27 protein-coding genes are annotated in these 26249 nt (G+C 66.4%); 9 read left to right on the forward strand and 18 right to left on the reverse strand.

The genetic code is table 11. The features are described from left to right. Nucleotides 1-129 precede the first annotated feature (129 nt). The 4 genes from AB3G45_RS20025 to AB3G45_RS20040 form a co-directional block, all read right to left on the reverse strand. Complete coding sequence (locus AB3G45_RS20025) at nt 130-879, reverse strand: RES family NAD+ phosphorylase (protein ID WP_367832206.1); 750 nt, start codon at nt 877-879, stop codon at nt 130-132. Continuing rightward, on the reverse strand, nt 839-1216 hold the full coding sequence (locus AB3G45_RS20030) for an antitoxin Xre-like helix-turn-helix domain-containing protein (RefSeq protein ID WP_367832207.1): 378 nt from the start codon (nt 1214-1216) through the stop codon (nt 839-841). The genes AB3G45_RS20025 and AB3G45_RS20030 overlap by 41 nt, the downstream gene beginning before the upstream one ends. Before the next feature lie 136 nt (nt 1217-1352). Further along, on the reverse strand, nt 1353-1529 hold the full coding sequence (locus AB3G45_RS20035; RefSeq protein ID WP_367832208.1) for a hypothetical protein: 177 nt from the start codon (nt 1527-1529) through the stop codon (nt 1353-1355). Between the two features lie 156 nt (nt 1530-1685). Further along, a complete protein-coding gene (locus AB3G45_RS20040) occupies nt 1686-2108 on the reverse strand; it encodes an organic hydroperoxide resistance protein (protein WP_367832209.1) in 423 nt (140 codons plus the stop codon). A 114-nt stretch (nt 2109-2222) separates the two neighbouring features. On the opposite strand from AB3G45_RS20040, the gene AB3G45_RS20045 reads away from it, so the two are divergent. The 6 genes from AB3G45_RS20045 to rnd all read left to right on the forward strand — a co-directional run bounded on the left by AB3G45_RS20045 (nt 2223) and on the right by rnd (nt 9214). Next, nucleotides 2223-2714: a MarR family winged helix-turn-helix transcriptional regulator gene (locus AB3G45_RS20045; protein ID WP_367832210.1), complete on the forward strand. Its 492-nt coding sequence runs from the start codon at nt 2223-2225 to the stop codon at nt 2712-2714. Nucleotides 2715-2803: 89 nt separating this feature from the next. After that, nucleotides 2804-4729 carry a PAS domain S-box protein gene (locus AB3G45_RS20050; RefSeq protein WP_367832211.1) on the forward strand — a complete coding sequence of 642 codons (1926 nt, stop codon included), beginning with the start codon at nt 2804-2806 and terminating at the stop codon, nt 4727-4729. Beyond that, nucleotides 4726-5103 carry a response regulator gene (locus AB3G45_RS20055; RefSeq protein ID WP_367832212.1) on the forward strand — a complete coding sequence of 126 codons (378 nt, stop codon included), beginning with the start codon at nt 4726-4728 and terminating at the stop codon, nt 5101-5103. The genes AB3G45_RS20050 and AB3G45_RS20055 overlap by 4 nt, the downstream gene beginning before the upstream one ends. A gap of 85 nt (nt 5104-5188) precedes the next feature. Beyond that, nucleotides 5189-6424 (forward strand): MFS transporter, encoded by a 1236-nt coding sequence (locus AB3G45_RS20060; RefSeq protein WP_367832213.1) that lies wholly within the window; start codon nt 5189-5191, stop codon nt 6422-6424. An 85-nt stretch (nt 6425-6509) separates the two neighbouring features. After that, nucleotides 6510-7895: a multicopper oxidase family protein gene (locus AB3G45_RS20065; protein WP_367832214.1), complete on the forward strand. Its 1386-nt coding sequence runs from the start codon at nt 6510-6512 to the stop codon at nt 7893-7895. A 173-nt stretch (nt 7896-8068) separates the two neighbouring features. Continuing rightward, nucleotides 8069-9214, forward strand: coding sequence for a ribonuclease D (gene rnd, locus AB3G45_RS20070; protein ID WP_367833630.1), 1146 nt, complete (start codon nt 8069-8071; stop codon nt 9212-9214). A gap of 44 nt (nt 9215-9258) precedes the next feature. On the opposite strand, the gene AB3G45_RS20075 is transcribed toward rnd, so the two are convergent. The 8 genes from AB3G45_RS20075 to AB3G45_RS20110 form a co-directional block, all read right to left on the reverse strand. Further along, on the reverse strand, nt 9259-10083 hold the full coding sequence (locus AB3G45_RS20075) for a hypothetical protein (protein WP_367832215.1): 825 nt from the start codon (nt 10081-10083) through the stop codon (nt 9259-9261). An 86-nt stretch (nt 10084-10169) separates the two neighbouring features. Continuing rightward, nucleotides 10170-10424, reverse strand: a complete 255-nt coding sequence (locus tag AB3G45_RS20080) for a hypothetical protein (protein WP_367832216.1) — start codon at nt 10422-10424, stop codon at nt 10170-10172. A gap of 182 nt (nt 10425-10606) precedes the next feature. Beyond that, on the reverse strand, nt 10607-11761 hold the full coding sequence (locus AB3G45_RS20085) for a M10 family metallopeptidase C-terminal domain-containing protein (protein ID WP_367832217.1): 1155 nt from the start codon (nt 11759-11761) through the stop codon (nt 10607-10609). A 108-nt stretch (nt 11762-11869) separates the two neighbouring features. Further along, nucleotides 11870-12454 (reverse strand): DUF922 domain-containing Zn-dependent protease, encoded by a 585-nt coding sequence (locus AB3G45_RS20090; protein WP_367832218.1) that lies wholly within the window; start codon nt 12452-12454, stop codon nt 11870-11872. An 8-nt stretch (nt 12455-12462) separates the two neighbouring features. Further along, nucleotides 12463-13983: a Ppx/GppA family phosphatase gene (locus AB3G45_RS20095; protein WP_367832219.1), complete on the reverse strand. Its 1521-nt coding sequence runs from the start codon at nt 13981-13983 to the stop codon at nt 12463-12465. Nucleotides 13984-13994: 11 nt separating this feature from the next. Further along, entirely contained in the window at nt 13995-16208 is a 2214-nt protein-coding gene (locus tag AB3G45_RS20100) for an RNA degradosome polyphosphate kinase (protein WP_367832220.1), read from the reverse strand. A 120-nt stretch (nt 16209-16328) separates the two neighbouring features. Beyond that, on the reverse strand, nt 16329-17015 hold the full coding sequence (hdaA, locus tag AB3G45_RS20105) for a DnaA regulatory inactivator HdaA (RefSeq protein WP_367832221.1): 687 nt from the start codon (nt 17013-17015) through the stop codon (nt 16329-16331). Nucleotides 17016-17044: 29 nt separating this feature from the next. Next, complete coding sequence (locus AB3G45_RS20110) at nt 17045-18163, reverse strand: AI-2E family transporter (protein WP_367832222.1); 1119 nt, start codon at nt 18161-18163, stop codon at nt 17045-17047. 273 nt (nt 18164-18436) lie between these two features. Here AB3G45_RS20110 and purM point away from each other — a divergent pair, with 273 nt between their 5' ends. Both purM and purN read left to right on the forward strand, forming a co-directional pair. Further along, nucleotides 18437-19510 carry a phosphoribosylformylglycinamidine cyclo-ligase gene (purM, locus tag AB3G45_RS20115; protein WP_367832223.1) on the forward strand — a complete coding sequence of 358 codons (1074 nt, stop codon included), beginning with the start codon at nt 18437-18439 and terminating at the stop codon, nt 19508-19510. Continuing rightward, nucleotides 19507-20172 carry a phosphoribosylglycinamide formyltransferase gene (gene purN / locus AB3G45_RS20120; protein ID WP_367832224.1) on the forward strand — a complete coding sequence of 222 codons (666 nt, stop codon included), beginning with the start codon at nt 19507-19509 and terminating at the stop codon, nt 20170-20172. Before purM ends, purN begins: the two co-directional genes overlap by 4 nt. A gap of 109 nt (nt 20173-20281) precedes the next feature. On the opposite strand, the gene AB3G45_RS20125 is transcribed toward purN, so the two are convergent. Next, on the reverse strand, nt 20282-21058 hold the full coding sequence (locus tag AB3G45_RS20125) for a L,D-transpeptidase (RefSeq protein ID WP_367832225.1): 777 nt from the start codon (nt 21056-21058) through the stop codon (nt 20282-20284). A gap of 260 nt (nt 21059-21318) precedes the next feature. Here AB3G45_RS20125 and AB3G45_RS20130 point away from each other — a divergent pair, with 260 nt between their 5' ends. Then, nucleotides 21319-22278 (forward strand): glutathione S-transferase family protein, encoded by a 960-nt coding sequence (locus AB3G45_RS20130; protein ID WP_367832226.1) that lies wholly within the window; start codon nt 21319-21321, stop codon nt 22276-22278. A 4-nt stretch (nt 22279-22282) separates the two neighbouring features. On the opposite strand, the gene AB3G45_RS20135 is transcribed toward AB3G45_RS20130, so the two are convergent. The 5 genes from AB3G45_RS20135 to AB3G45_RS20155 all read right to left on the reverse strand — a co-directional run bounded on the left by AB3G45_RS20135 (nt 22283) and on the right by AB3G45_RS20155 (nt 26217). Further along, nucleotides 22283-22588 (reverse strand): addiction module antidote protein, encoded by a 306-nt coding sequence (locus AB3G45_RS20135; protein ID WP_367832227.1) that lies wholly within the window; start codon nt 22586-22588, stop codon nt 22283-22285. A gap of 1 nt (nt 22589) precedes the next feature. Next, nucleotides 22590-22844, reverse strand: coding sequence for a type II toxin-antitoxin system RelE/ParE family toxin (locus AB3G45_RS20140; protein WP_367832228.1), 255 nt, complete (start codon nt 22842-22844; stop codon nt 22590-22592). Nucleotides 22845-22945: 101 nt separating this feature from the next. Beyond that, nucleotides 22946-24574: a cisplatin damage response ATP-dependent DNA ligase gene (locus AB3G45_RS20145; RefSeq protein ID WP_367832229.1), complete on the reverse strand. Its 1629-nt coding sequence runs from the start codon at nt 24572-24574 to the stop codon at nt 22946-22948. Nucleotides 24575-24692: 118 nt separating this feature from the next. Then, entirely contained in the window at nt 24693-25703 is a 1011-nt protein-coding gene (locus AB3G45_RS20150; RefSeq protein ID WP_367832230.1) for a ligase-associated DNA damage response exonuclease, read from the reverse strand. Between the two features lie 67 nt (nt 25704-25770). Continuing rightward, nucleotides 25771-26217: a MarR family winged helix-turn-helix transcriptional regulator gene (locus AB3G45_RS20155; protein WP_367832231.1), complete on the reverse strand. Its 447-nt coding sequence runs from the start codon at nt 26215-26217 to the stop codon at nt 25771-25773. Nucleotides 26218-26249 lie beyond the last annotated feature (32 nt).

Genomic DNA, 26249 nt, shown 5'->3' on the forward strand with positions numbered 1-26249 from the left:
TGGCCTTCCGGCATCTCTCCTTGCCGATAGAAGGAAACCGTCGCCCCATCCCCTTCTCGCCACCGGGGAGAAGGGGAGAAAGGCACCGTCGAGTTCCATATGCACGCCCCTCACCCGGAAATGGCGGCGTCAGCCGATGCGCGGGTCGGCGCGAAAATCCTCGCGGGAGAAGCCGATGCGGCGCGGCGGGTGGTCGCACAGCGCCTGCACGCCGAGCCGGGAGAGCCGGATGCGCCAGGTCTGGCGCTCCAGCGGTTTCGGCGCGGCGAAGGCCGACGCGGTGAGGAGCGCCATGTTGGCGCCGCCGGCCGGATCGCGCACCGAGCGGTAGAGGATGGCGGCAAGGCCGGCCGCCCGCGCGCCGTCGGCCAGCGACTGGCAGGCGGCATAGTCGGTCGGGTGCGTCCAGAGGGCGGCGTCCCTGTCGAGCGGCGGGGCGGTGAGGTCGAGCGCCGCGCCGGTCTCGACGCGGGCGGAAAAGGCGGTGTAGTCGGCGGCATTGGCCGGCAGCGGCGTTGCGGGCGATTCGGCGAAGAACAGCAGCCGGTAGAAGGCCATTTCGGCAAGCGCCGTCTCGACGGAAAGCCCCGCATAGTAGACGCCGAGCGTGCGCCCGGCGCGGCGAAAGCGCGAGCCGTGCGGATAGACCGCGCCGTAGCGGAAGGGGGTTGCGAGCAGATAGTCGAGGCCGGCGCATTCGGGCGGCAGCACCGGCTTGCTCTCCTCCAGAAGCTCCTCCAGCAGCGCCTGCTCGTCCAGCGTATCGACGAGCTTCAGCGTCGAGACGCGGTGCTGCGCCTCGACGAAACGCCAGACGGGGCCCGAGAAGGGCCGCGCCTCAGACGAGAGCGCGGCGGGCGTCCAGATAGGCAAGGACATCGACAAGGCCGGAAATGGAAACGATGCGCTCGACGGGGCGCGCGCCGAGCACGCTGTTGTCCGCCGTCATCCAGGCGCGCGCGACGCCCTCGTCGCCGCCGGTGACGGCATCGAGCGAGCGGAAGAGGCGCACGAGCAGCACCGCCAGCTCGAACGGCTTGGTGCCGCGCTCCAGCAGAACGTCCTGCCGCTTCAGCCGGGAGACCGTCGCCTCCGAGACGCCGATGACGGCCGAGAGGACGCGCGCCGTCAGCCCAAGCCGCTCCGCCGCATTGACGGCCGCCTTGGTGAGCACGACGCCTTCGGCATTGGCCTCGACGACTGGTTTGCGCTGCATGGCCTTTCTCCTTTCATGAGAAAGAATATAGCACTCCTTTTTCTTATGACAAGATCGATTGCCGTGCGGACGCGCGACAAAAGGCCTGGAGGCTGGGGCTCCGGGCCTTTCGCTCAAAGGTCTGTGCCGGGGACGCCTACTTGCAGACCTTGATCTTCTTGATGATGATGTTGCCGTAGTAGTCATAGGCCTTCACCTTCTTGATGAAGCAATGGGGCTGGTAGCCGTAGCTGTAATAGCCGGCCTGCGAGGGGGCGGCGAAGGAGATGGCGGCAACGAGGGCAACGGTGGCGGAAACGATGATCTTGCGCATGGGGTCTCTCCTGATCTGTGTTGTTGGGGATGAGCCTCTCTCATCCGGTGATCAGAAGATCGCACACCGCCCTGCCCGCCGCTGTTCCGGATGGAACACGAAAAAGGCCGCCCGGAGGATTTTCCGGACGGCCTTTGTCGATCCCGGCAGGACCGGTCAGACGATGGTGGTCTTGACGTCGAGATTGCCGCGGGTGGCGTGGCTGTAGGGGCACACGACATGGGCCTTCTTCGCGAGGTCCTCGACCACGGCCTTGTCGACGCCGGGCACGGAGATTTCGAGCGCCGCGTCGAGGCCGAAGCCGCCGCCGTCCTCGCGCGGGCCGATGCCGACGGTCGCGGTGACCCTGGCGTCATCGGGGATCTTTACCTTTTCCTTGCCGGCGACGAATTTCAGCGCGCCGAGGAAGCAGGCCGAATAGCCGACGGCGAACAGCTTTTCCGGGTTGGCGCCGGTCGCGCCGTCGCCGCCGAGTTCCGTCGGCACGGTGAGCGTGACGTCGACGGTGCCGTCTTCGGTGGCGCCATGGCCGGCGCGGCCGCCGGTTGCAGAGGCCTTGGTCCTGTAGAGAATGGGCATGGAATGTCTCCTTCCTGGTTTCGTTGATGGTGTTATCTGCATAGCGCAAAATTAGATTGCGTGCAATATGATTTTGCAAATTGCAATTTCGGCCATTTGTGCGACAATGGCAGCATGATCGACAAACGTGACGAAGCTGAGACGGACGATATCCCGGCGGGCATGCTGGCGCTGGACCGGCAGCTCTGTTTCGCCGTCTATTCGGCCGCCCATGCGCTGAACCGCGCCTACAAGCCCCTGCTCGACCCCTACGGCCTCACCTACCCGCAATATATCGCGCTGATGACGCTGTGGGAGGAGGACGGGCGCACGGTGAAGGCGCTCGGCGCAAGGCTCGGCCTTGATTCCGGCACGCTCTCCCCGCTCCTCAAGCGGCTGGAGGGGGCCGGCTACATCCGCCGCGCCCGCGACAGGAGCGACGAGCGGCAGGTGCTCGTCACCCTCACCGACAAGGGCCGGGCGATGAAGCGCGAGGCCGTGGCCATCCGCCTTGCGATCGGCGAGGCGACCGGCTGCTCGCTCGAGGCCCTGCAGGCGCTGACCGCCGACCTCCAGACGCTCGCCGGACGGCTCGACACCGGCGCGGCGCAGGACGACGCCGCCTAAAAAGGCGGATTTTCTCATCCCCTCATCTGTTCGCGATTCAACCATCGCGCTAGAGTGCGCGCGGCGGGCGAACCGCGAAGGGGGCATTCTTGGCATTTGCATGGTCCTGGCAGAGGGCGAACGTCGCGGCGAGCCTTTGGTGCATCGCCGTGGGCATCGCCATGATGACGCTCTGGCTGTCCGAGCCCGCCGGCCTTGCGGCGCGCCACCCCTCGCTGTTCGGCATGAAGTTCAACGCGGCGCTCGCCTTCCTCGTCGTCGGAACGGCGCTCGGCCTTGTCGCGCGCCGATATGGCCGCCTGCCGGCGCTGATGATGGCGCCGGTCTTCCTCTACGGCGCGCTCGCGCTCTCCCAGCATCTCTTCGGCATCGACGTGGGCATCGACACGCTGCTCCACACGCCCTTCGTCGATATCGGCACCAGCCTGCCGGGGCGCATCGCCCCCAACACGTCGCTCTGCCTGATGCTGGTCAGCCTGGCGCTGGCGCTGCGGGCGCTCGCCGGCCGGAACGGCATGGTGCAGGTGGCGCTCGGCTTCGTCACCTTCATCATCGCCGCCGCCGCGCTGATCGGCTATGCGATCTCGCTGGATTTCGCCCATGACTGGATCCGCTTCACGCGCATGTCCTTCCAGAGCGCCAGCTGCTTCGTGGCCGTCAGCATCGCGATCATCTTCGTCGGCACGGAAGCGACCGGCTACCAGCGGGTGACGCTCGCCGCCATGCTCGGCCTTGCCACCTACCTGCTGCTGCTCGCCATGAGCTACTACGAGCTGGCGCGCTACGAGGCGGCGTTCGGCATCACCTTCTCCAGCAGCGGCTCGGCCGCCCGCTCGACGCTCTCCTCGCTGGTGCTGATCTCCGGCGCGCTCTATGGCGGCCTCGTCGCCCATCTCTACGTCTCCTCGCGCCGCGCGCGGCGCATGGCGGCGGACCTTGCCGAAAGCCGCGCCCGCCTCGGCGCCATCATCGACAATGCGGTGGACGGCATCATCGCCATCGACGACCGCGGCATCATCCTGTCGGCCAACCCCGCCTCCACGCGCATCTTCGGCTTCCCCCCGGAGGAGATGGTCGGCCGCAACGTCAAGATGCTGATGCCCGAGCCCTATCACGGCGAGCACGACGGCTACATCGCCAACTACAACCGCAGCGGCGAGGCAAAGGTCATCGGCATCGGCCGCGAGGTGGAGGGCCGGCGCAAGGACGGCTCCGTCTTCCCGCTCGACCTTGCCGTCGCCAAGCTGGAGCTCGACGGCGCGGTCATCTACAGCGGCATCGTGCGCGACATTTCCGAGCGCAAGGCGAGCGAGCAGGCGCTGATCGAGGCCAATGCCGAGCTGGAGGAATTCGCCTACCGCACCTCGCACGACCTGCGCTCGCCGATCGCCTCCTCGCTCGGCCTGCTCACCATCTCCAGGGACATGCTGGCGGAGGGAGAACTTGCCGCGCTCGGCCAGACGCTGCAGCGCATGGAGCAGAACTTCCGCCGCCTCGACCACCTGATCCAGAACATCATCACCATCACCCGCAACCGGCTGATGGAGGAGGAAGCCCGGCCCATCGCGCTGAGGGCGCTGGTTTCCGAGGCCATCGAGGCGCTGTCGCATCTTGAGGATTCCGCGCGGATCCGCATCGAGAATCATGTGCCGGAAGAATTGACAATCGTCAGCAAGCCGTCGAAATTCCAGGTCATCGTCGGCAACATGCTTTCCAACGCGGTCAAGTATCACGATCCGAAGGAAGAGACGCCGGCGATCGACATCCGCGCCTTCCGCTATGCCGGCAAGCTGCGGCTGTCGGTGGAGGACAACGGCCTGGGCGTTCCGCCCGCAAGCCGCCATTTGTTGTTCAAGATGTTCAAACGGCTGCACCCGAACCGGTCCTTCGGCAGCGGGCTCGGCCTCTATATATTGAGAAAGAGCGCGGAGGCCCTCGGCGGCACGGCGCTCTACGAAGCTAGAGACAAGGGCAGCCGGTTCATCCTGGAACTGCCCCACGGGGATCAAGCATGAATATCCATTCGATCCTGGTCGTCGACGACGACGAGAACGACCAGTTCATCTGCGAATACATCATCCGCAAATACGATCCGTCGATCCGCATCCTGAAGGCGTTCGACGGCGCGCAGGCGCTCGACATCCTGCATCGCGAGACGCCGGACGCCATCATCCTCGACATCAACATGCCCGTGATGAACGGCTTCGAGTTCCTCGACCGCTATGCCGAGGAATTCGAGGTGCACGCCCCCGTCGTCGCCATGCTGACGAGCTCCCATCTCGGCAAGGACCGCGAGCGGGCGATGCGGTACAGTTTCGTGAAGAGCTATTTCGAAAAGCCCCTGCAGTCCGACCACCTGCGCATCATGGGGGAATTGCTGGACGAGTAGGTGCGGTCGCGGTGCAAGCCCTACATTTCAGCCCCCGCTCCGCTTTCCCTCTCCCATTCACCAAATCCTTCGCCATAGTGGCCGCATGTCCACGATTCGCCCCCTGATTCCCCTTCTCGTCACCGCAGGCATCCTGATCGGGGGGAACGGACTGCAGGGCACGTTCATCGCGCTGCGCGCCTCGCACGAGGGGTTCTCCACCCCGGTGATCGGCATTATCGGCGCGGGCTATTCCGTCGGCTTCGCCATCGGCTGCATCTATGTGACGCGCATGCTGCGCGCCATCGGCCATATCCGCACCTTCTCGGCCATGGCGGCCATCGCCTCGGCCTCGGCGATCGCCATGCTGCTGGTCATCGACCCGGTCTTCTGGTTCGCCATGCGGCTCGTCTCCGGCATCTGCTTCGCCAGCCTCTTCGCCACCGTGGAAAGCTGGCTGAACGCCGCGGTCACCAATTCCAACCGGGCGCGCACGCTCTCCATCTACCGCGTCGTCGACCTCGGCTCCGTCACCGCCGCGCAATATGCCATTCCCGGCATCGGCATCGGCGGCTTCGAGCTGTTCGCCGTCGTCACCATGGCGCTGTCGCTGTCGCTGGTGCCGATCTCGCTGGCCGACCGTTCCAGCCCGACGGTGCCCGAAGCGATCCGCTTCGACGTGAAGAAGCTCTGGAACATCTCGCCGCTCGCCACCGTCGGCTGCATCGTCGTCGGCCTCACCAATGCCGCCTTCCGCAATCTCGGGCCGATCTACGCCCATGACATCGGCCTGACGGTGACGGCGATCGCCAGCTTCATGAGCGCCGGCATCGTCGGCGGCGTGGTGCTGCAATATCCGCTCGGCCTCTATTCCGACCGGCTCGACCGGCGCCTGATCATCCTCGTCGCCACGCTCGGCTCGGCGCTCGCCGCGCTCTACCTCGCCTTCCTCGCCGGCAGCGACGAATGGAAGAACCTCGTCGGCATCTTCGTCTTCGGCGCCTTCGCCATGCCGCTCTATTCGCTCTGCTCGGCCCATGCCAACGACCATGCGGGCGAGGGCGAGCACGCGCTGGTTTCCGCCGGCATGCTGTTCTTCTGGTCCTGCGGGGCGATCATCGGCCCGCTCTTCGCCTCCGTGCTGCTGCAGTTCTTCGGCCCGCAGGCGCTGTTCTTCTACACCGCCGTCGTCCTCGTCGCCTTCATGGCCTATACGGCGCTGCGCATGGGCGCGCGCCCCGGCGTGCCCGCCGGGAAACGGCGCAGCCGCTTCCGCAACCTCTTGCGCACCTCCTTCTTCTTCAACAAGCTCGCCGACAAGGACCGCAACGGCGAGACGTGAGCCTGCGGCGATCTGGTCGGGCACGGCTTATTGCTGAGCCCTGCGCTCAGGTTTAGAAGCGAGGGGACGCACCGGAGGGACCGCCATGCTGACACGCCGCACGCTGATGAAGGGCGCACTCGTCGCCGGGGCCTATGCCGGCGGCGTCGGCCTTGCGGGCCGCTTCGGCGGGCCGGCGAGAGCGCACGCGGCGACGACGCTTGTCGCCCGCCCCGGCGAGGCGATGCTCACCGACAAGGGCCCGACGAAGGGCGTCATGACCTATGGCGATGCGGAAGTGCCGCCGGTGCTGCGCATGCGGCGCGGCGAGGCTTTTGCGCTGCGCCTCGACAACCGGCTCGACGAGCCGACGACGATCCACTGGCACGGGCTGCGCATCGACAATGCGATGGACGGCGTGCCCTTCCTGACCCAGCCCTATGTCTATGGCGGCGACGGGTTCGACTATGCCTTCACCCCGCCCGATGCCGGCACCTTCTGGTATCACCCCCATTGCAACACGCTCACGCAGATGGGCCGCGGCCTTGCCGGCCTCATCGTCGTGGAGGACCCGGCAGATCCCGTCTTCGACGCCGAGATCGTGCTCAACCTGCGCGACTGGCGGCTCGGCGGCGACGGCCAGTTCATCGCGCAGTTCAAGCCACGCGACGCCGCCCGCGCCGGCACCTTCGGCACGGTGCGCACCGCCAACTGGCGCCAGGCGCCGCAATACGACGCGCCGGCCGGCGGCCTCGTGCGCCTGCGCCTTGCCGCGACCGACGTCACCCGCATCCTCGCGCTCCAGGTGGAGGGCGCGGAGGCGACCGTCATCGCCCTCGACGGCAACCCGGCAGGGACGCGCTTTACGCTCGACCACCTGATGATCGGCCCCGGCCAGCGGCTCGACCTCGCGCTGCGCATGCCCGACGCGGAGGGCGCCGTCGCGGCGCTGAAGGACCTGCGCGGCACCAAGCCTGCGGCGCTCGCCACCTTCCGCGCCACCGGCACCTCGCTGAAGCGCGATGTTCGCGACCTGCCGCCGCTTGCGCAAAATCCGCTGCCCGAGCCGGACCTTTCCGCCGCCACCGAGATCCCCTTCGTCCTCAGCGCCTCGGCGGAGGAACGGCCGAAGGACGGCATCTGCGGCTCGCTCGGCTACAATTTCTGGGCCATCAACAAGGTGCCGTGGGCGGACGACACGGGCGACCCCACCGCCCCCCTCGCCGAGATGAAGGCGGGCAGGACCTATATCCTCAACGTCGAGAACCCGACGCCGCAGGTCCACCCCCTCCACCTGCACGGCCTCGTCTTCCGGCCGATGAATTCCAGCAAGCAGGCGCTCCGCCCGCATTTCTCCGACACCTACCTCATCCTGCCGGACGAGAAGGTGCAGCTCGCCCTCGTCGCCGACAATCCGGGCGACTGGGTGTTCCATTGCCACATCATCGAGCACCAGAAGACCGGCATGACGAGCTATGTGCGGGTGACGTGAGGACGGCCGAAAGGCCCTGCCCTGCGGCTGTGGATCCTCGGGTCGGGCCCGAGGATGACGCAGGAGAGGGCGTGCCTTGCCCCTCCCGCTCAAGTTTTCGATTGTGGCAAAACCGTGGAACGTCTAAAGCTGCCCGATCCAAAACGAGAAAGTCCGCCCGAGCCCCCATGCAGATCATCGAGACCACCGCGGCCCTTGCCGAAGCCTGTGAGACACTCGCCCGTTCCGAGTATCTGACCATCGACACGGAGTTCCTGCGGGAAACCACCTTCTGGCCGGAACTCTGCCTGATCCAGCTCGCGGGCCCCGAGACCGAGGTGATCGTCGATCCGCTCGCCAAGGGGCTCGACCTTGCCCCCTTCTTCGCCCTGATGGCGAACCCGGCGGTGCTGAAGGTGTTCCACGCCGCCCGGCAGGACATCGAGATCATCGTCAACCGCGGCGACCTCATCCCGCATCCGATCTTCGACACCCAGGTCGCCGCCATGGTCTGCGGCTTCGGCGACAGCGTGTCCTACGACCAGCTCGTCCAGAAGATCAAAAGCGTGCATATCGACAAGTCCTCGCGCTTCACCGACTGGAGCCGCCGCCCGCTCAGCGAAAAGCAGCTCGAATACGCGCTGGCCGACGTCACGCATCTGCGCGACGTCTATCTCGCGCTCAAGGAGAAGCTGGAGGCCGCCGGCCGCTCGCTGTGGCTGACCGAGGAAATGGCGGTGCTGGAATCGCGCGAGACCTACGACCTGCATCCGGACGACGCCTGGCGGCGGCTGAAGATGCGCGTCAAGAAGCCGGTCGAGCTGGCCGTGCTGCAGAAGGTCGCCGCCTGGCGCGAGCGCGAGGCGCGAGGCCGCAACGTGCCGCGCTCGCGCATCCTGAAGGACGACACGATCTACGAGATCGCCCAGCAGCAGCCGGCCGACGCCGAGGCGCTGGGGCGCCTGCGCACCATTCCCAAGGGCTGGGAGCGCTCGCAATCGGGCGCGGCCCTCCTGGAGGCGATCAACGAGGCGCTCGCCATCCCGAAGGCCGACCTGCCGCGCCTGCCGCGCCAGACCCATGTGCCGGAGGGCGCCGCCGCCGCCAGCGAAATGCTGAAGGTGCTTTTGAAGATCGTCTCGGAGAAGGAAGGCGTCGCGGCCAAGATCATCGCCAACAGCGACGACCTGGAAAAGATCGCCGCCGATGGCGAGACGGCCGAGGTCGCCGCGCTCTCCGGCTGGCGCCGCGAGCTTTTCGGCGAGACGGCCCTCCACCTCATCGGCGGCAAGGTGGCGCTACGCTTCGTCGACAGGAAGATCGAAGCGGTTGAACTGTAGAGATTTCGCGCGCGCCGCATTCACGCGCCCGCGAGAAGGGACCTTCAGAGGATGAAGTCACCCTTCGCGAAATCGATCTTCGCATTGAAGAGGATCGAGAAGTCGGCCTTGCCGTCCCCGTTGACGTCGCCCTCGACGAGGGTCTTGCCGCCCGTCTTCTCGTAGCGCAATTCGCCGGCCTTCTTGTGGAAGGCGTCATCTTCGATGAACTTGAAGGCCTGGTTGCCGCTGGATTTCGTGCTGGCGTCGATCGCCTTCAGGTCGACCGTGTCGCCGGCCTTGTGCGAAAAATCCTTGATCGTGTCGCGGCCGGAGGCGGCAACGGTCGAATCCTTGAGCGACTTGAAGACGAAGGTGTCGGCGCCCGAACCGCCATGGAGCGTGTCCTTGCCGGCACCGCCGTAGAGCTTGTCGTTGCCGGCGTCACCCTTCAGCGTATCCTTGCCCGCGCCGCCATTGATCGTGTCCCTGCCGGCACCGCCGAAAAGCGCGTCGGCATATTTCGTGCCGCTGATCGTGTCGTTGCCGGACAGGAGATAGTCCAGTGCGCCCCTGGCATCGTTGGCGTCGAAATAATCGTAGATCTTCGCGGCCTTGAGCGAGAGGTGGGTGACGGAGAGCATCTTCGTGCCGCTCACCACGACGTCCAGCCCGTTGACCGTTCCGGCGGTGACATCCGTGAGCGCGCTGCCCGACTGCTTGAACTTGAGGCCGCTGCCGCTGAAGAGCGTGTAGTTCTCGGCATTGTCGTAGAGCCTGACCGACTTGGACGTCGCCCTCCAGAAATCGTAGCCGGCAAGCGCCTCGATATCGAGCGCCGCGAACTCGACACCGGCTCCCCCGAATGCCTTCGTCTTGAAAATCGCCATATCCATCCTCCCCGCAAATGCATTCCTGGCTCGATGCCCGGGAAGCTAGCGGAAGCCGCCGGACAAGACAACAGGGAGGCGTTTTCCTACTTCGAATCAACCAGTCCGAGCACGAGCCGGTGCACGTTGCCGCCGTCGGTCAGTTCGACCGCGTCGAAGGCGCGGCTGCGGGCGCGCTGGGCGTCGGAAAGTTCTCCGAGTTTCGGGCCGCGCGCGCCGATCGACCGATAGATGCCAAGGCCTGCCGATCCCGTGACGTCGTAGGGCTCGACGCGCTCCACCGCCTGCCAGTCCTGCGCGGACGCGCTTGCGGCAAAAAGCAGGGCGGCAAGGAGGAGCACACCGGGCCTCACAGGAACCGGAAGGCGAGCTGCGGCACGACGCCCGGGCGCTTCGCGGCGCTCACCGTCTGGAGTTTGTCAGGGAAAAGCGGGAACCGGCTTTCCGAAAAGACAAACGAAAACAGAGAAACCCGGAGTCCGTCTGGTTCCCGGATCCCCTCGCCCTCCCGCGAAAGCCGCGATCAAAGGATGAAGTCGCTCGCCTTGAGGCTGAGGCTGGCGTCGATGGTAAAGGAAAAATCCGCCTTGCCATCGCCGTTCACGTCGCCGTGGACGAGCGTGTCGCCGCCCTTCTTCTCGTAGCGCAATTCGCCGGCCTTCTTGTGGAACCCGGCGGTGCCGATGAAGGTGAAATCCTGGTCGCCGCCGCTCTTCGTGCTGGCGTCCATAGCGCCGAGATCGATCTTGTCCTTCTGCGACCGGGAGAAATCGAGGATCGTGTCGCCCGCCGCGGCCTTCGCCGACTTGAAGACGAAATGGTCCGCGCCGCCGTTGCCCTTGAGGAGATTGGCGTCCGTATTGGCGACGAGCACGTCCTTGCCGCTACCGCCGAAGGCGTTCTCGAAGTTGCGGATGTAGAAATTGCCGTGCCCGCTCTTCACGGTGGCCTGGCCGTTGAGATCGACGGTCAGCTTGCTGGAGAAGGCGGAGAAATCGACGGTGTCGGAATCCTTGTCCGTCGATGACGAAACGCCTTCGCCGCCGCTCAGCACCACGGCCTGCCCCTTGTCGGCCAGCATGCTGAGCTTGACGGTATCGGCGTCGCGGCCGAGATCGATGAAATCGGCCCCGCCCTTGCCGAGCAGAACGGTATCGGACTGCCTGCCGGCATAGACCGTGCCGAGCAGGCCGCTGGCGGTCTTCACCACGTCGTTGCCGCGCCCGAGATCGATGCTGCCGACTTCGCCGGCCCCCGTCAGGGACACCTTGTCGTCGCCGGTGCCGAGATATATCTGGGCGACCCAGTAGCCGACGCTCACGTTCTCGCGTCCCTGGCCGCCGCGGATGACATCCGCCTCCGCGTTCCTCAAGGTGATGGTGTTCGTCCCCAGTCCCCGCGCGGAAATCACCCCGATGGTCACGAGGCCGCTGTCTGCCGTTCCCGTCGCCTTGTCGTCGATGACCGCGTCTATCCTGTCGCCGAAGTGGATGTGGTCGAGGAACCAGGATTTGCCGGTCAGCGTCAGGCGGGCTGTCAGCGTGGGGCCTTCGAAATCCGACAGGATATCGATCGCGTAAAGTTGCTGCCTTTCATTCCAGGCATACGTATCCTCGCCAACCTTGACACTCGTCTTTCCATCGAGCTTCGCGCTGTAGTTCGACGTTATGGTCCCCATGCCCATCCCCTCCCGATTGACGATGGGAGGCGCCGCGCCGAACTCCCAAGCGTTTTCAGCAACGCTACTTGAGACTGCGCTAAAAACGGGTGCCTGGCAACAGGCCGTTCAGCGGGGATCGACCAACTGCAGGATAAGCCGGTGCACGTTGCCGCCGTCGGTCAGTTCGACCGCGTCGAAGGCGCGGCTGCGGGCGCGCTGGGCGTCGGAAAGTTCGCCGAGTTTGGCCTGGAGCTGCGGGCGGATCTTGCGGCAGGTCGGGTCGTTCTCGACGGTCATGCCGACGCTTGCCGCCTCGATCTCCCTCACCATGTCCCTGATGAAATCGCCGTGCACCTTCTCATGGGCGGTCACGCCGGCGATGAAGGCGTCCCAGCGGCTCTTCAGCGGGCCGGAAAGCTTGGTCTTCAGGCGAGGCAGCGTGTAGGTGATGATCAGCTTCGGCCGGTTGACCGTGATGGTGCAGGCATAGCCATGGCGCTCGTATTTGCGCGTCCAGGTCAGCTTGAAGCCGGTATGGGCGATGACGCGGGCGACGCCCAGCTTCGGGCCGCGCGCGCCGATCGACCGGTAGATGTCGAGGCCGGTCGATCCCGTGACGTCGTAGGGCTCGACGCGCTCCACCGCCTGCCAGTCCTGCGCGGACGCGCTTGCGGCAAAGAGCAGGGCGGCGAGAAGGAGTGCGCCTCTCATGACCGGCCTCACAGGAACCGGAAGGCGAGCTTCCTGCCGGTCAGCCTGGCAAGCTGCTGCAGGCGGCCGTCGAGCCGTTCGCCGGCAAGTTCCGAACAATCGGCGGGCACGACGAATTCGAGGTCGACATCCGACCCGGCCGCCTTGCGGAAGCCGAGCTGCGGCACGACGCCGGGCATGGAGGCGGAGAACAGGTAGACGACGCGCAGCAGGCCGCCGACGAGCTTGGCAAGTTCGCGCAGCCGGGGCGTGGCGATACCGGCCAGCGAACTGCTGACGGCGTCGTCGTTGAGCCCTTCGAAGCGATAGTAGTTGCTGAGCGCGATGAAGGCGCGGCCGGGATGGGTGATGCCGATGAAGGTGCCGTGGGCGATGAGGTTCAGCGCCTGAAGACCGCGGTAATCGGGATGGGCGCGCCAGCTGATATCGGCGAGCAGGCAGGCGGCCTCGCGGTAGCGGCGCTCCTCCTGCGTCTCGACGATGCCGAAGAGCGGCATCATGCGGCCGGTCCATTCGGCAAGCTCGCGCGCATGCTCCGGCGAGCGGGCGCGCAGGATGGCGAGTTCGCCTGCGGCGGCGATGAGCGGGTCGCGCGCCTTCTCCCGGTCCGGCAGCAGCGAATAGAGAAAGCCCTCGCGCACGCCCTGGGCGGAGAAGAAGACCCGCGAGGGCTTCATGATGGCGATCGTCTCCTGCAGCGCGACGGCGCCGAAGGGCAAGAGGTTGCGGCGGCCCTTGGAGATCGTCGCATAGGCGGCGTCCTTCTGGTCCTTCGCCGTCACGATATCGGTCAAAAAGTCCATGGCGTCGGAAAAGCCGAGTTCGTAGCCCTGGATCATGTGCAGCGGATAGCTCTGCACCTCCATATGCAGCGCCCCGATGGCGCGCCAGGTGCCGCCGACGGCGTAGAAGGCGCGGCCGGTGCCGTTCTTCAGGAGGTTGGCGGTGCGCAGGTACTTGCGCGCGACGATGCGCGCCTGGGCGGGCGAGCCGCCGGAGGATTCCGAAAGCCGGATGCCGCCGAGCGGCAGCGTGATGCCCTTGTCGATCATGGCGCCCGCCACGTCGATCAGCTCCAGCGAGCCGCCGCCGAGGTCGCCGACGATGCCGTCGGGATCGTGAAAGCCGCTGACGATGCCAAGCGCGGAGAAATAGGCCTCCTCCTCGCCGGTCAGCACGCGGACCTTCTGGCGGAGGATCATTTCCGCCTGGTGGATGAAATCGGGGCCGTTCTGCGCCTCGCGCGCGGCGGCGGTCGCCAGCGCGAACATGGTGGAGGCGCGCGCCTGCCAGGAGAGCGCCTTGAAGCGGTGGAGGGCGGCCAGCGCCCGCTCGACGCTCGCCGGGTCCATGCGGCCGGTCTTGGCGAGCCCCTTGCCGAGGCCGCACATGACCTTCTCGTTGAACAGGATGGCCGGCGAACGGCTCATGCCCTCGTAGATGACGAGGCGAATCGAGTTGGAACCGATATCCACGACTGACACCGGGGCAATTCCAGGCAAACGCCCCTGGGCTTCAGACTCAACCATGCATATCCAGTTTACTTCTTCCGCCGGCCTTTCCAGCCCGCGATCGCCTTGGGTGCCGAGGACTTCAGGGCCTCACCCCGGCCCGACAGGCTGGGATTGGTCATGAAGTAGTGCTGAGCGTTGAACGGCTCGGCGCCGGGCTGCACTTCCATGCGCCGGGACGTTCCGTCCGCAAGAATCTCGTAGCTCTGCTGGTTATCGATGAGATTGCCCAGCATGATCTGCGAGAGAACCTGCTCATGCACCGTCCGGTTGATCAAGGGCACGAGTGTCTCGACTCGCCGGTCCAGGTTGCGCGGCATCATGTCCGCGGAGCTTATATAGACCAGCGCCTTGTCCGAGGGAAGCCCGTGGCCGTTGCCGAAGCAGAAGATGCGGGAATGTTCGAGGAAGCGCCCGACGATGGATTTCACATGGATGTTGTCGGAAAGGCCGGAAACCTGCGGGCGCAGGCAGCAGATGCCGCGCACGACGAGGTCGATCTCCACGCCCGCCTGGCTCGCGCGGTAGAGCGCGTCGATGATCTCGGGATCGACCAGCGAGTTCATCTTCATCCAGATCGCCGCCGGCGCGCCGTTCTTGGCGTGGGCGATCTCCTCCTCGATGTGGCGCAGGATGCGCGGGCGTAGCGTATAGGGCGAGAAGGCGAGCTTCATGCCGGCTTCCGGCTCGCCGTAGCCGGTGATGAAGTTGAAGATGTTCGCCATGTCGCTGGCGATGGTCGGGTTGCAGGTGAAGAAGGACAGGTCCGTGTAGATCTTCGCCGTGACCGGGTGGTAGTTGCCGGTGCCGAGATGGCAGTAGGTGCGAAGCCTGCCCTCCTCGCGGCGCACGACCATCGACATCTTGGAATGGGTCTTCAGTTCGATGAAGCCGAAGACGACCTGCACGCCGGCGCGCTCCAGGTCGCGCGCCCAGCGGATGTTCGCCTCCTCGTCGAAGCGGGCCTTCAGTTCCACCAGCGCCGTCACCGACTTGCCGGCCTCGGCCGCGTCGATCAGCGCGCGCACGATGGGGCTGTCGTTGGAGGTGCGGTAGAGCGTCTGCTTTATCGCCAGGACGTCAGGATCGCGCGCAGCCTGGAGAAGGAACTGGACCACCACGTCGAAGCTTTCGTAGGGGTGGTGGACGACCATGTCCTTTTCGCGGATGGCGGCGAAGCAGTCTCCGGCGTGCTCGCGGACGCGCTCGGGAAATCGGGCATTGTAGGGCTCGAACCTCAGGTCGTTGCGCGGCGCCTTGGCGATTTCCGACAGCGTGTTGAGGGCAAGCAGGCCGGGCAGGACGGCGACGCGGTTGTCGGGCACGTTCAGCTCGCCGACGACGAAGCGGCGCAGCGTATCGGGCATTTCCGAATCGGTCTCGATGCGGATCACCGAGCCGCGGCGGCGGCGCTTCAGCGCCGTCTCGAAGAAGCGCACGAGGTCTTCGGCCTCTTCCTCCACTTCGATATCGCTGTCGCGGATGATGCGGAAGGTGCCCGAGCCGCGCACGATGTAGCCGGGAAAGAGCCTGCCGATGAAGAGGCCGACGGCGTCTTCCAGCGTGATGTAGCGGATCGCGCCCTTGGCATCGGGCAGGCGGATGAAGCGGTCGAGCGCGACCGGCAGGCGGAGCAGCGCCGTCATCGGCTCCTTGCCCGTCGTGCTTTCCAGTTGCAGGCCGATCGAGAAGCCGAGGTTGGGGATGAAGGGGAACGGGTGGGCCGGGTCGATCGACAGCGGCGTCAGGACCGGGAAGATCGACTGGGTGAATTCCTGCTGCAGCCAGACCTTGTCCTCGCTGGACAGCGCCGTCGGCCTGACGATGAGGATATCCTCCTTGGCGAGATATTGCTGGAGCACGGCGAGCGAGGCCTGCTGCTCCATCTGGAGATTGTCGATCTCCTTGAGGATATCGTCGAGCTGTTCGGCCGCGGTCTTGCCGTCGGGGCTGCGGATGCCGACGCCCTGGCGCACCTGGCCTTCGAGGCCGGCGACGCGCACCATGAAGAACTCGTCGAGATTGCCCGCCGAGATCGACAGGAAGCGCACGCGCTCCAAGAGCGGATGGGCGGTGTTCAGCGTCTCTTCAAGGACGCGGCGATTGAACTGCAGCCACGAGAATTCGCGGTTGATGAAGCGTTCGGGGCTTGCCATCAGGGCGTCGACGTCGACCGTCACGCCCTCCGGGGCCGCACGGCCGGCGGGCTTTTCCTGAGAGAGGTCCGAAGTCGCTGTATCCATTTCGCATTCCGCCCGTTTGACCGTCACCCGGCTCCTATCCCAGTTTGACGACGGAACTGTGACAGTCAATCCGGGGAGGTGGAATTTACGGGCAGAGGGGGATGCCACGGGATACGCCCTCTACTCCTCCCCGCCGACCATTTCTCCCAGCACCTCCTGCGCCAGCGTGCGGGTGATGCGGCTGCCGCGGGCGAGCGCCAGCCGGTCGAGGCGCTCGACGAGGGTCTGGGCGGCCTCCAGCGAGCGTTCCATGCGCGCGACGATATAGGCGACGAGCCGATCGTCCACGAAGAGCTGGCGGTCGGCGAAGAGCTTTATGATGACCTGCGAGAGCAGTTCGTCGTCCGGCTCGCCGATCTCCACCACCGTGGCCGCCTTCAGGCGCGAGCGCAGGTCCGCCAGCTCGACCGGCCAGGACATCGGCCAGAGCCGGCTGGTGATCATCAGCGTATGGCCGTTCTGGCGCACATTGTTGATGATGTGGAAGAGCGTGCGGTCGTCGAAGCCGGCGCGGTCGGCGTCCTCTATGAGCACGGGCCCGCGTTCCGCGGCCTGTTCGGCGCCCCTGCCCGCCTTCGCCTCGATGATCTGCGCCCCCGTCCGCTCGCGCCAGATGGCGGCGAGATGCGACTTTCCCGAGCCGACCGGCCCGGCGATGACGACCACCGGCGAGGGCCAGTGCGGCCAGGCGTCGATCATCGCCACGGCGGCATCGACCGGCGCGGCGACGAGCAGGTCCTCCCGGCCCGTCGCGGGGTCGTGCCCGAAGGCCAGCGGCAACTGTTCGGCGGTCTTGCGCGAGGTCATGGTGCTACTCGGATACTATATGCTGCCGTTCATTCTTCCGGCGTGCTCTCTTCGAGCAGGACGGGCTTGCTCGCCCCGTAGTAAAGATCGCTGTCAAGGTAGCGCTTGAGGCCGAAGCGGACAAGCACGCCGACGGCGGCGGCGGCCGGCACGGCGATCATCAGGCCGACGAAGCCAAACAGCGCGCCGAAGGCGACCAGCGCGAACATCAGCCAGACCGGATGCAGGCCGACGCGCGAGCCGACGAGCTTGGGCTGCAGGATGTTGCCCTCGACGAACTGGCCGGCGAAGAAGATGACGGCGACCAGCACGACCATCCAGTAATCCGGCCAGAACTGCACGACGGCGACGCCCACCGCCAGCACCAGCCCGACCAGCGAGCCGACATAGGGGATAAAGCTGATGAGGCCGGCGAAGAGGCCGATCAGCAGGCCGAAATTGAGTCCGGCGAAGGAGAGCCCGATGCCGTAGAACAGGCCGAGGATGATGCAGATGGAGCCCTGCCCGCGCACGAAGCCGGCGATCGCGGCATCCATCTCGGCGGCGATCTGGCGCACGTTTGCGACATGGTCGCGCGGCACCCAGCTGTCCACCTTGGCGATCATGCGGTCCCAGTCGAGCAGGAGATAGAAGGCGACGACGGGCGTGATGACGAACAGCGAGACGATGTTGACCAGCGCCATGCCGGAGTTCCACAGCTGCTTGAACACCGTGCCGAGGAAGCCCGCGCCTTCGGCGAGGATGGAGGAGAAGCTCTGCTTGATCGTGCCCATCTGGCTGCTGATCCAGGTGGGCAGGAGATCGGGGTTGAAGCTCGCCACCAGCTCCTGCAACTGGGTGACGTAGCCCGGCAGCTTCTCCAGGAAATCCGCCGCCTGCGTGGCGAGCAGCGGGATGACGATCATCAAGGACAGCGCGAAGAGGATGACGAAGGCGACGAGGATGACCACCGTCGCCATCAGGCGGCTGAGGCCGATGCGCTCCAGCCGGTCGGCCACCGGATCGAGGAAATAGGCGAGCGCCATGCCGGCGATGAAGGGCAGCAGGATATCGCTGAACACCAGGAGGAAGAGGAGGAGGAAGCCGAGCGCGATGAGCCAGAAGACCACCTGCCGCTTCAGTCCCGCGCCGCTGATATGGGCTGCCATCGCGTTTCTTCCTCGTGTTTCGCCGTATCGCATGAGGAGATAGGATGCGGGGGCAAGAAAGGTCAAGGCTCGGCGGGGCAACCGGGTAATGCCGCAGGGTTTTCCTCGGTTTCCCCATTGTGCGGACGAGTTTGCGGCCCGCTTTCATTCGCAAACCGGTGAAAAAATCCCCGCATTCCCGGCATTCCGCTTGCACTTCATCCCCCGCCATGCCAATCGGGCGCGACAAGCCCCAAGCAGGCCGCGAGAGGCCTCAAGCCGGAGACGAGAGCCATGAGCCAGTCGGGAAAGAACGGTCTGACCTATAGCGATGCGGGCGTCGACATCGACGCGGGCAACCTGATGGTGGAGAAGATCAAGCCGGCCGTGCGCTCGACGCGCCGCCCGGGCGCGGACGGCGAGATCGGCGGCTTCGGCGGCCTGTTCGACCTGAAGGCCGCCGGCTTCAAGGATCCGGTGCTGGTCGCCGCCAATGACGGCGTCGGCACCAAGCTGAAGATCGCCATCGACGCGGACCGCCACGACACGGTCGGCATCGACCTCGTCGCCATGTGCGTCAACGACCTCGTGGTGCAGGGCGCGGAACCCCTCTTCTTCCTCGACTATTTCGCCACCGGCAAGCTCGACCCCGACCAGGGCGCGGCCATCGTCGAGGGCATCGCCGAAGGCTGCCGGCAGGCCGGCTGCGCGCTTATCGGCGGCGAGACGGCGGAAATGCCGGGCATGTATTCGCATGGCGACTACGACCTTGCCGGCTTTGCCGTCGGCGCGGCCGAACGCGGCCAGCTGCTGCCCGCCGGCGACATCGCCGAGGGCGACGTCATCCTCGGCCTTGCCTCCTCGGGCGTCCATTCCAACGGCTATTCGCTGGTGCGCAAGATCGTCACGCTCTCGGGCCTCGCCTGGGGCGCGCCTGCCCCGTTCGACGCTGCGAAGAGCCTCGGCGAGGCGCTGCTGGCGCCGACGAAGATCTATGTGAAGCCGCTCCTGAAGGCGATCCGCGAGACGGGGTCGATCAAGGCACTGGCGCACATCACCGGCGGCGGCTTCCCGGAAAACATTCCGCGCGTGCTGCCGAAGCATCTTGCCGCCGAGATCGACCTTGCCGCCGTCAAGGCGCCGGCCGTCTTCTCCTGGCTCGCCAAGACCGGCGGCGTGGCGGCGACGGAAATGCTGCGCACCTTCAACTGCGGCGTCGGCATGATCGCCGTGGTGCCGGCCGACAAGGCCGACGAGGTTGCCGCTGTCCTCACCCGCGAGGGCGAAAGCGTCTTCCGCCTCGGCCGCATGGTCGCGCGCGAAGAGGGCGCCGCCGGCACGATCTACAAGGGCACGCTCGCCCTATGAGCCGATCCCGCAAGCGCGTCGTCGTCTTCATCTCCGGCGGCGGCTCCAACATGCTGGCTTTGGCGAAGGCCGCGGAGGACCCGGATTTCCCGGCGGAGATCGTCGCCGTCTTCTCCGACAAGGCGGAGGCCGGCGGGCTTGCCAAAGCGGAAGCGCTCGGCATTCCGGCCCGCGCCTTCCTGCGCAAGGATTTCGCCAGCAAGGAGGCCCATGAGGCGGCCATCCTCGAAGCGCTCGACGCGCTCTCGCCCGATCTCATCTGCCTTGCCGGCTACATGCGCCTCATCTCCGGCGCCTTCGTCAGCCGCTATGAAGGCCGCATCCTCAACATCCACCCATCCCTGCTGCCGCTCTTTCCGGGCCTCGACACGCACCGGCGCGCCCTCGACGCGGGCATGCGCATCGCCGGCTGCACGGTGCATTTCGTGACCGAGGGCATGGACGAAGGTCCGGCCATCGTGCAGGCCGCCGTGCCGGTGCTGCCGGACGATACATCAGACACGCTCGCCGCACGGGTGCTGACGGTGGAGCACCGGAGCTATCCGCTGGCGCTGCGGCTCGTTGCCGAAGGCAAGGTGCGCATGGAGGGCGGCAAGGCCGTCTCTTCGGGCGACCTGCCGCGGATCGACGGCGCGCACCTGATTTCGCCAACGGCGGATTAGACCCGACCTGTAAAGGCCCGCAAACCTCTCCTCCGTCATGGTCGGGCCTGACCCGACCATGACGAAAGAGAGGTTTGCGGAAGAGAGGTTGGCGGGAGACGGTTTGCGCTCAGATCACCAGGATCGGCGCCTTGCCCTTCACGCGGTCGTAGAGATCCATCACATCCTGGTTGAGCATGCGCACGCAGCCGGAGGAGACGGCCTTGCCGATGGATTTCCATTCCGGCGAGCCGTGCAGGCGGTAGAGCGTGTCCTGGCCGTTCTGGAAGATGTAGAGCGCGCGCGCGCCGAGCGGATTGTTGAGGCCGCCGGGCATACCGCCGTTGGACGCGGAATATTTCACCAGTTCCGGCTGGCGCGAGACCATCTCGTCCGGCGGCGTCCATTTCGGCCAGGCCTGCTTCCACTGGATGACGCCGCGGCCCGACCAGGAAAAGCCCTGCCGGCCGATGCCGACGCCGTAGCGCATGGCGCGGCCGTTCGGCAGGATGAGATAGAGGAAGCGGTTGCCCGTATCGACGATGATCGTGCCCGGCCGCTCGCCGAACGGGCTTTCGACCTCCTGGCGATAGTAGCGCGCGTCGATCTGCTGGTAGGGCACCGCCGGCACCTGGTAGCCGCCGTCGAAGACCTGTCCGTAGATCGCCGCGTAACGGGAGGATTCCGGCAGGAGGCCCGAGGGCGGGGTCTGGCCGTAGAGGCTCGTCGGCTGCCGGCCGTCGATATATTCCGGCCTGCCCTCCAGCGCGGGATTGCGGAAATAGGGCCGGGTCTCGTCGCGGAACCGGTCCGTGTTCATCGAGGAGGTGCAGCCGGCAAGGCCGCTCGCCATGGCGAGCCCGGAAAACTGCAGGAAGCGGCGGCGGGAGAGCGCGGTATCGGTCATGGAGATCGTCAAAATCCGTTATGCGGAAGCGTAGAATGGGGCGAGAGGCTGAATCACTAACTAACGAACGGCAAATTAGGTCCATAACCCTGCCGCAATTGTGGCAATCGCGGCTGGCCTCAGGCTTGCGCGCCGCCTTTTCGCCGCTCCTGTCACCGCCCGGCCACTTTGTGAACGCTGTGTCAACCGCCCGGCGAGTTGCCGTTTTCGCGCACGGGCGTTATGCCGAAGGGCAGGTTCAACCGGAATGAGGTGATGCGATGCTCGTCAACGGCGAATGGACGGAAGACTGGCAGCCCGTCCAGGCAAAGGATGCCAAGGGCGGCTTCGTGCGCCAGGTTTCGAGCTTCCGCAACTGGGTGACGCCCGACGGCACCGCCGGCCCGACGGGCGAAGGCGGCTTTGCCGCCGAGGCCGGGCGCTACCAGCTCTATGTCGCGCTGATCTGCCCCTGGGCCTCGCGCACGCTGATCGCCCGCCGGCTGAAGGGGCTTCAGGACGCGATCTCCGTCTCCGTCGTCGAGCCGGTGCTGACCGACCGGGGCTGGCGCTTCGGCGACTATCCGGGCGCGAACCGCGACGCCCTCAACGGCGCGACCTACATGCACGAGCTCTATACCCGCGCCGACCCCGCCTTCACCGGCCGCGCCACCGTTCCGGTGCTCTGGGACAAGAGATCGAAGACGATCGTCAACAACGAATCCGCCGATATCGTGCGCATGCTGAACAGCGGCTTCGGCGCGCTGGCGGACGAGAGCGTCGACCTCTACCCGGAGGCCCTGCGCGGCGAGATCGACGCGCTCAACGAACGCATCTATCCCGCGCTCAACAACGGCGTCTACCGCGCCGGCTTCGCCACCACGCAGGTCGCCTATGAAGAAGCCTTCCACGGCGTCTTTTCGATGCTGGACGAGCTGGAGGCGCGCCTTGCCGCCGGCGGGCCGTTTCTCACCGGCACGGCCTTCACGGAAGCCGACATCCGCCTCTTCGTCACCCTCGTCCGCTTCGACGCCGCCTATTACGGCCTCTTCAAGTGCAACCTGCGACGGCTTGCCGACTATCCGGCGCTCTCGGCCTATACGAAGCGCGTTCTCGACCTCACGGGCGTGCGCGATACGGTCAGCATCGACCATATCAAGCACGGTTACTATTCGGTAAAGTCGCTGAACCCGAACGGCATCGTGCCGCTCGGACCCGATCTTTCGGCGCTGGGGCTTTGAGCGCCTATGCCGCGTCCTGCCGTTTGATCGTCAGCGTGTATCCCATGGCGGAAAGAACCTTGAAAACGGTGGCGAATTCGGGATTTCCACTGCTGCCGAGCGCACGATAGATGCTCTTCGGATTGAGGTTCGCAGCCGCGGCGATTTCCGCCATGCCGCGCGCGCGCGCAACCGTTCCGATGGCATCGCGGATTTCCGCCATATCGCCCTCTTCGAGAACCGCCGCGATATAGGCCGCCTGCCGCTCCGGCGTATCCAGGTGCGCCGCCGCGTCGAAGGTGGGCAGGTCAGCGATCTTCGTCTTGGCCATCTCATTCACTCCATTGCGCGGCGATCTCGATCGCCCGCTTGATATCGCGGCGTTGCGTCGATTTATCGCCGCCGCAAAGCAAAAGGATCAGGACCGGGCCGCGTTGAGCGAAATAGACGCGATAGCCCGGTCCACAATCGATCTTCAGTTCCGACACGCCTCGCCCGACATCCTTCACCTGGCCGGGATTGCCTTGCTGCAAACGCTGAACCCGGCGGACGATCCGGGCATGGGCGTTTGCGTCTCTCAGAGCCATTTCGTAAATGCAGGCGCTTCCTTGATGATCATGGATGAAAAGGTAGCCTATAGGCGACTAGAAGGCAATCGAGCTTCGGAGGCTCCCTTTCGGATACGGCTTCAGGCCTCCTTCGCTTCCACCATCGCCATCAGCGTCTCCAGCCGGTCGGCGTCGGCGGGCAGCTTGTCCTGGCGCAGGCGGGCGATGCGGGGGAAGCGCATGGCGACGCCGGATTTGTGGCGGGTGGAGCGGTTGATGCCCTCGAAGGCGACCTCCAGCACGAAGCCGTAGCCGGGCTCGGCCCGAACGGCGCGCACGGGGCCGAAGCGGTCGGTCGTGTTGTTGCGCACGAAGCGGTCGAGCACGTCGAGCTCGGCGTCGGTGAAGCCGAAATAGGCCTTGCCGACGGGCACCAGCATCGGGCCGTCCGGGCCGTCGGTCCACACGCCGAAGGTGAAGTCGGAATAGTAGCTCGAGCGCTTGCCGTGGCCGCGCTGGGCATACATCATGACGGCATCGATGTTGAACGGATCGCGCTTCCACTTGAACCACGGGCCCTTCATGCGGCCGGCCTGGTAGGGGCTGTCGCGCCGCTTGAGCATCACTCCCTCGATGACCGGGTCGGGCGGATCGCGGCGGATTTGCTCCAGCTCCTCCCAGGAGGCAAAGGGGACCAGCGGCGACAGGTCGAAACGGTCGTGCGGCGCCTTTTCGATGAGGTGGCCGAGACGGGCGCGGCGGTCGGAAAATCCTTCGGGACGCACGTCCCTGTCGCCCTCGAAGAGGAGGTCATAGGCGCGCACGAAGGCGGGAAAATCCTCCAGCATGCGCGCGGTGACGGTCTTGCGGTTGAGGCGCTGCTGGAGATCGGAGAAGGTGCGCGTCGGGCTGTTCGTGCGCGCGGTGCCGCCGACGAGCAGTTCGCCGTCCACCACCCCTTCGAAGTCGATCGCCGCCAGCACATCCGGGAAGGCGGCGGAGATGTCGTCGCCGGAGCGGGAATAGAGGCGGCGCGTGCTGCCGGCGGCCGAAAGCTGCACGCGAATGCCGTCCCATTTCCATTCGGCGGCGAAATCGGCCGGGTCGAGCGCGTCGAGATCCCCCTCGCCCACCGGATTGGCGAGCATGACGGAATGGAAGATGGCGGGGGTGGCGAGCACCGGGCGCTCCGCCCTTCCCTCCAGCCAGGCGAAGAGCGGCTCGTAGGGCGGCGAGAGCCCGTGCCACAGCGTCTCGATCTCCGTGACGTCCCGGCCGCCGGAGAAATCGGCGAGCGCCTGCTTGGCGAGGCGGGCGGAGACGCCGATGCGCAGGCCGCCGGTCGCAAGCTTCAGGAAGGCGAAGCGCGTGGAGGGATCGAGCCGGTCGAGGAGATCGCGCACCGCGCCGCGCACCTCCGTGCGGCCGAGCGCGTTCATGCGCGCGACGACGGCGCCGAGCCGCGGCTGCGTGTCGTCCGGCACGCGCTCCTTGCGCTCCTGGTCCCAGACGAGCGCGATGGTTTCGGCAAGGTCCCCGACATAGTCGTAGGAATAGCGGAACAGCACCTCGTCCATGCGCTCCAGCACGAGCTCGCGAAGCAGCGCCGGCTTGACGCTCTTCAGGTCCAGCGTGCCGGCGATGGCGGCAAGGCCATAGCCGCGGTCGGGATCGGGCGTATCGCGGAAATAGTCGGCGAGCAGCGTCAGCTTGCCGCCCCGCGAGGGGGTGAGGACGAGGCGATCGAGGAGCGTGGCGAAGGCTTTCATCGGTAGAGTCCTCCGCCTGCATGCGACGGGCCTGCGGCACCCCCCTCTGCCCGGCAGGGCAGAGGGGGGTGTTGCGGCCCCGAAGACGGACCCGGCGAAGGACGAACCGTTTCCACCCTCAATCCCCCTCGTCCTCATAGCCCACGAGATGCAGCGGCCTAGCCGGGATGCCGGCAAGCTCGCACCAGCGCATCAGCGCCTCCTCGCGGCCATGCGTCACCCAGACCTCGCGCGGCGCGAGTTCGCGGATCGTCTCGGTCAGTTCCGGCCAGTCGCAATGGTCGGAGATGACGAGCGGCAGCTCGACGCCGCCCTGTTTCGCCCGCTGGCGCACCATCATCCAGCCGGAGGCGAAGGCAACGAGCGGTTCGTTGAAGCGGCGCGCCCAGCGGTCGGCGAAGGCCGAGGGCGGGCCGACAACGACGGCGCCGCGGAAATCGGCCGGCCGGCTTCCCTCGGTCGTCGCCGATCGCAGGTCGCCGAGCGCGATGCCGCGGCTGACATAGTAGTCGCACAGGCGGGCGAGCGAACCGTGGATATAGACCGGCGCATCGTAGCCGCAATCGCGCAGCAGGCGGATGACGCGCTGCGCCTTGCCGAGCGAATAGGCGCCGAGCAGATGGCTGCGCTCGGGGAACTGGCGGAGCGAGGTCAGCAGCTTGCCCATCTCGCCCTTCGGCTCGGGGTGGTGGAAGACCGGCAGGCCGAAGGTCGCCTCGGTGATGAAGACGTCGCAGGGCACCGGCTCGTAGGGGACCACGGTGGGGTCCGCGCCGCGCTTGTAGTCGCCGGAGGCGACGATGGTGAGGCCCGCCTTCTCCACGGCGATCTGCGCCGAGCCGAGCACATGGCCGGCGGGGTGGAAGGAGACCGTGACGCCGGAAAGATCGATGCGCTCGCCGAAGGCGGCCGCCTGCCGCGTGCCGCAGAAATCCGCGCCGTAGCGGATCTCCATGATGTCGAGCGTCTCGCGCGTCGCCAGCACGGCGCCGTGGCCGGCCCTTGCATGGTCGGAATGGCCGTGGGTGATCAGCGCCCTTGCCACGGGGCGGACGGGATCTATGTAGAAATCGCCGGCGGGGCAATAGAGGCCGGCGGGCGCCGGATGGAGGAGCTGGTCTGGCTTCATGGCGGAAAAGATAGTGGCTTTCGCGCGCTCTGCCAGTGGCGACCGTTCGCGGCTGCCCTGCGTCCGCTCAGGCGATCGCCAGCATGCCGGCGCGCAGCGTGGCCATGTCGACGGCGGCGAGCTGGCGGTCGACCTTCTCGTGCGTCTCCTTCCAGACCGGGAAGGCGGCCGTCAGGCGGCGGCGGCCCTCGCCCGTCAGGCGCAGCAGCCGGCCGCGCCGGTCGCGCGGGTCGGCCTCGACGGCGACGAGGCCGCGACGCTCCAGCGGCTTCAGGGCGGCCGTCAGCGTCGTGCGGTCCATGGCGAGCACGGCGGCGACCGGGCCCATCGGCGGCGGCTCCGGCCGGTTCAGCGCCATCAGCAGCGAGAACTGGCCGTTGGTGAGGCCGAGGGGGCGAAGCGCATCGTCGAAACGCCGGGCCAGCGCCCGCGCCGCGCGCTGCGCATGCAGGCACAGGCAATGGTCGCGCACGAAAAGGGTCGTCTCGTAGGGAATCAGGGCATCGTCAGGCATGGCATTCACTGTTGATATCAACATAGCCTTGT

It is taken from the genome of Shinella sp. S4-D37 (assembly GCF_040812195.1).
Classification (GTDB): Bacteria; Pseudomonadota; Alphaproteobacteria; order Rhizobiales; family Rhizobiaceae; genus Shinella.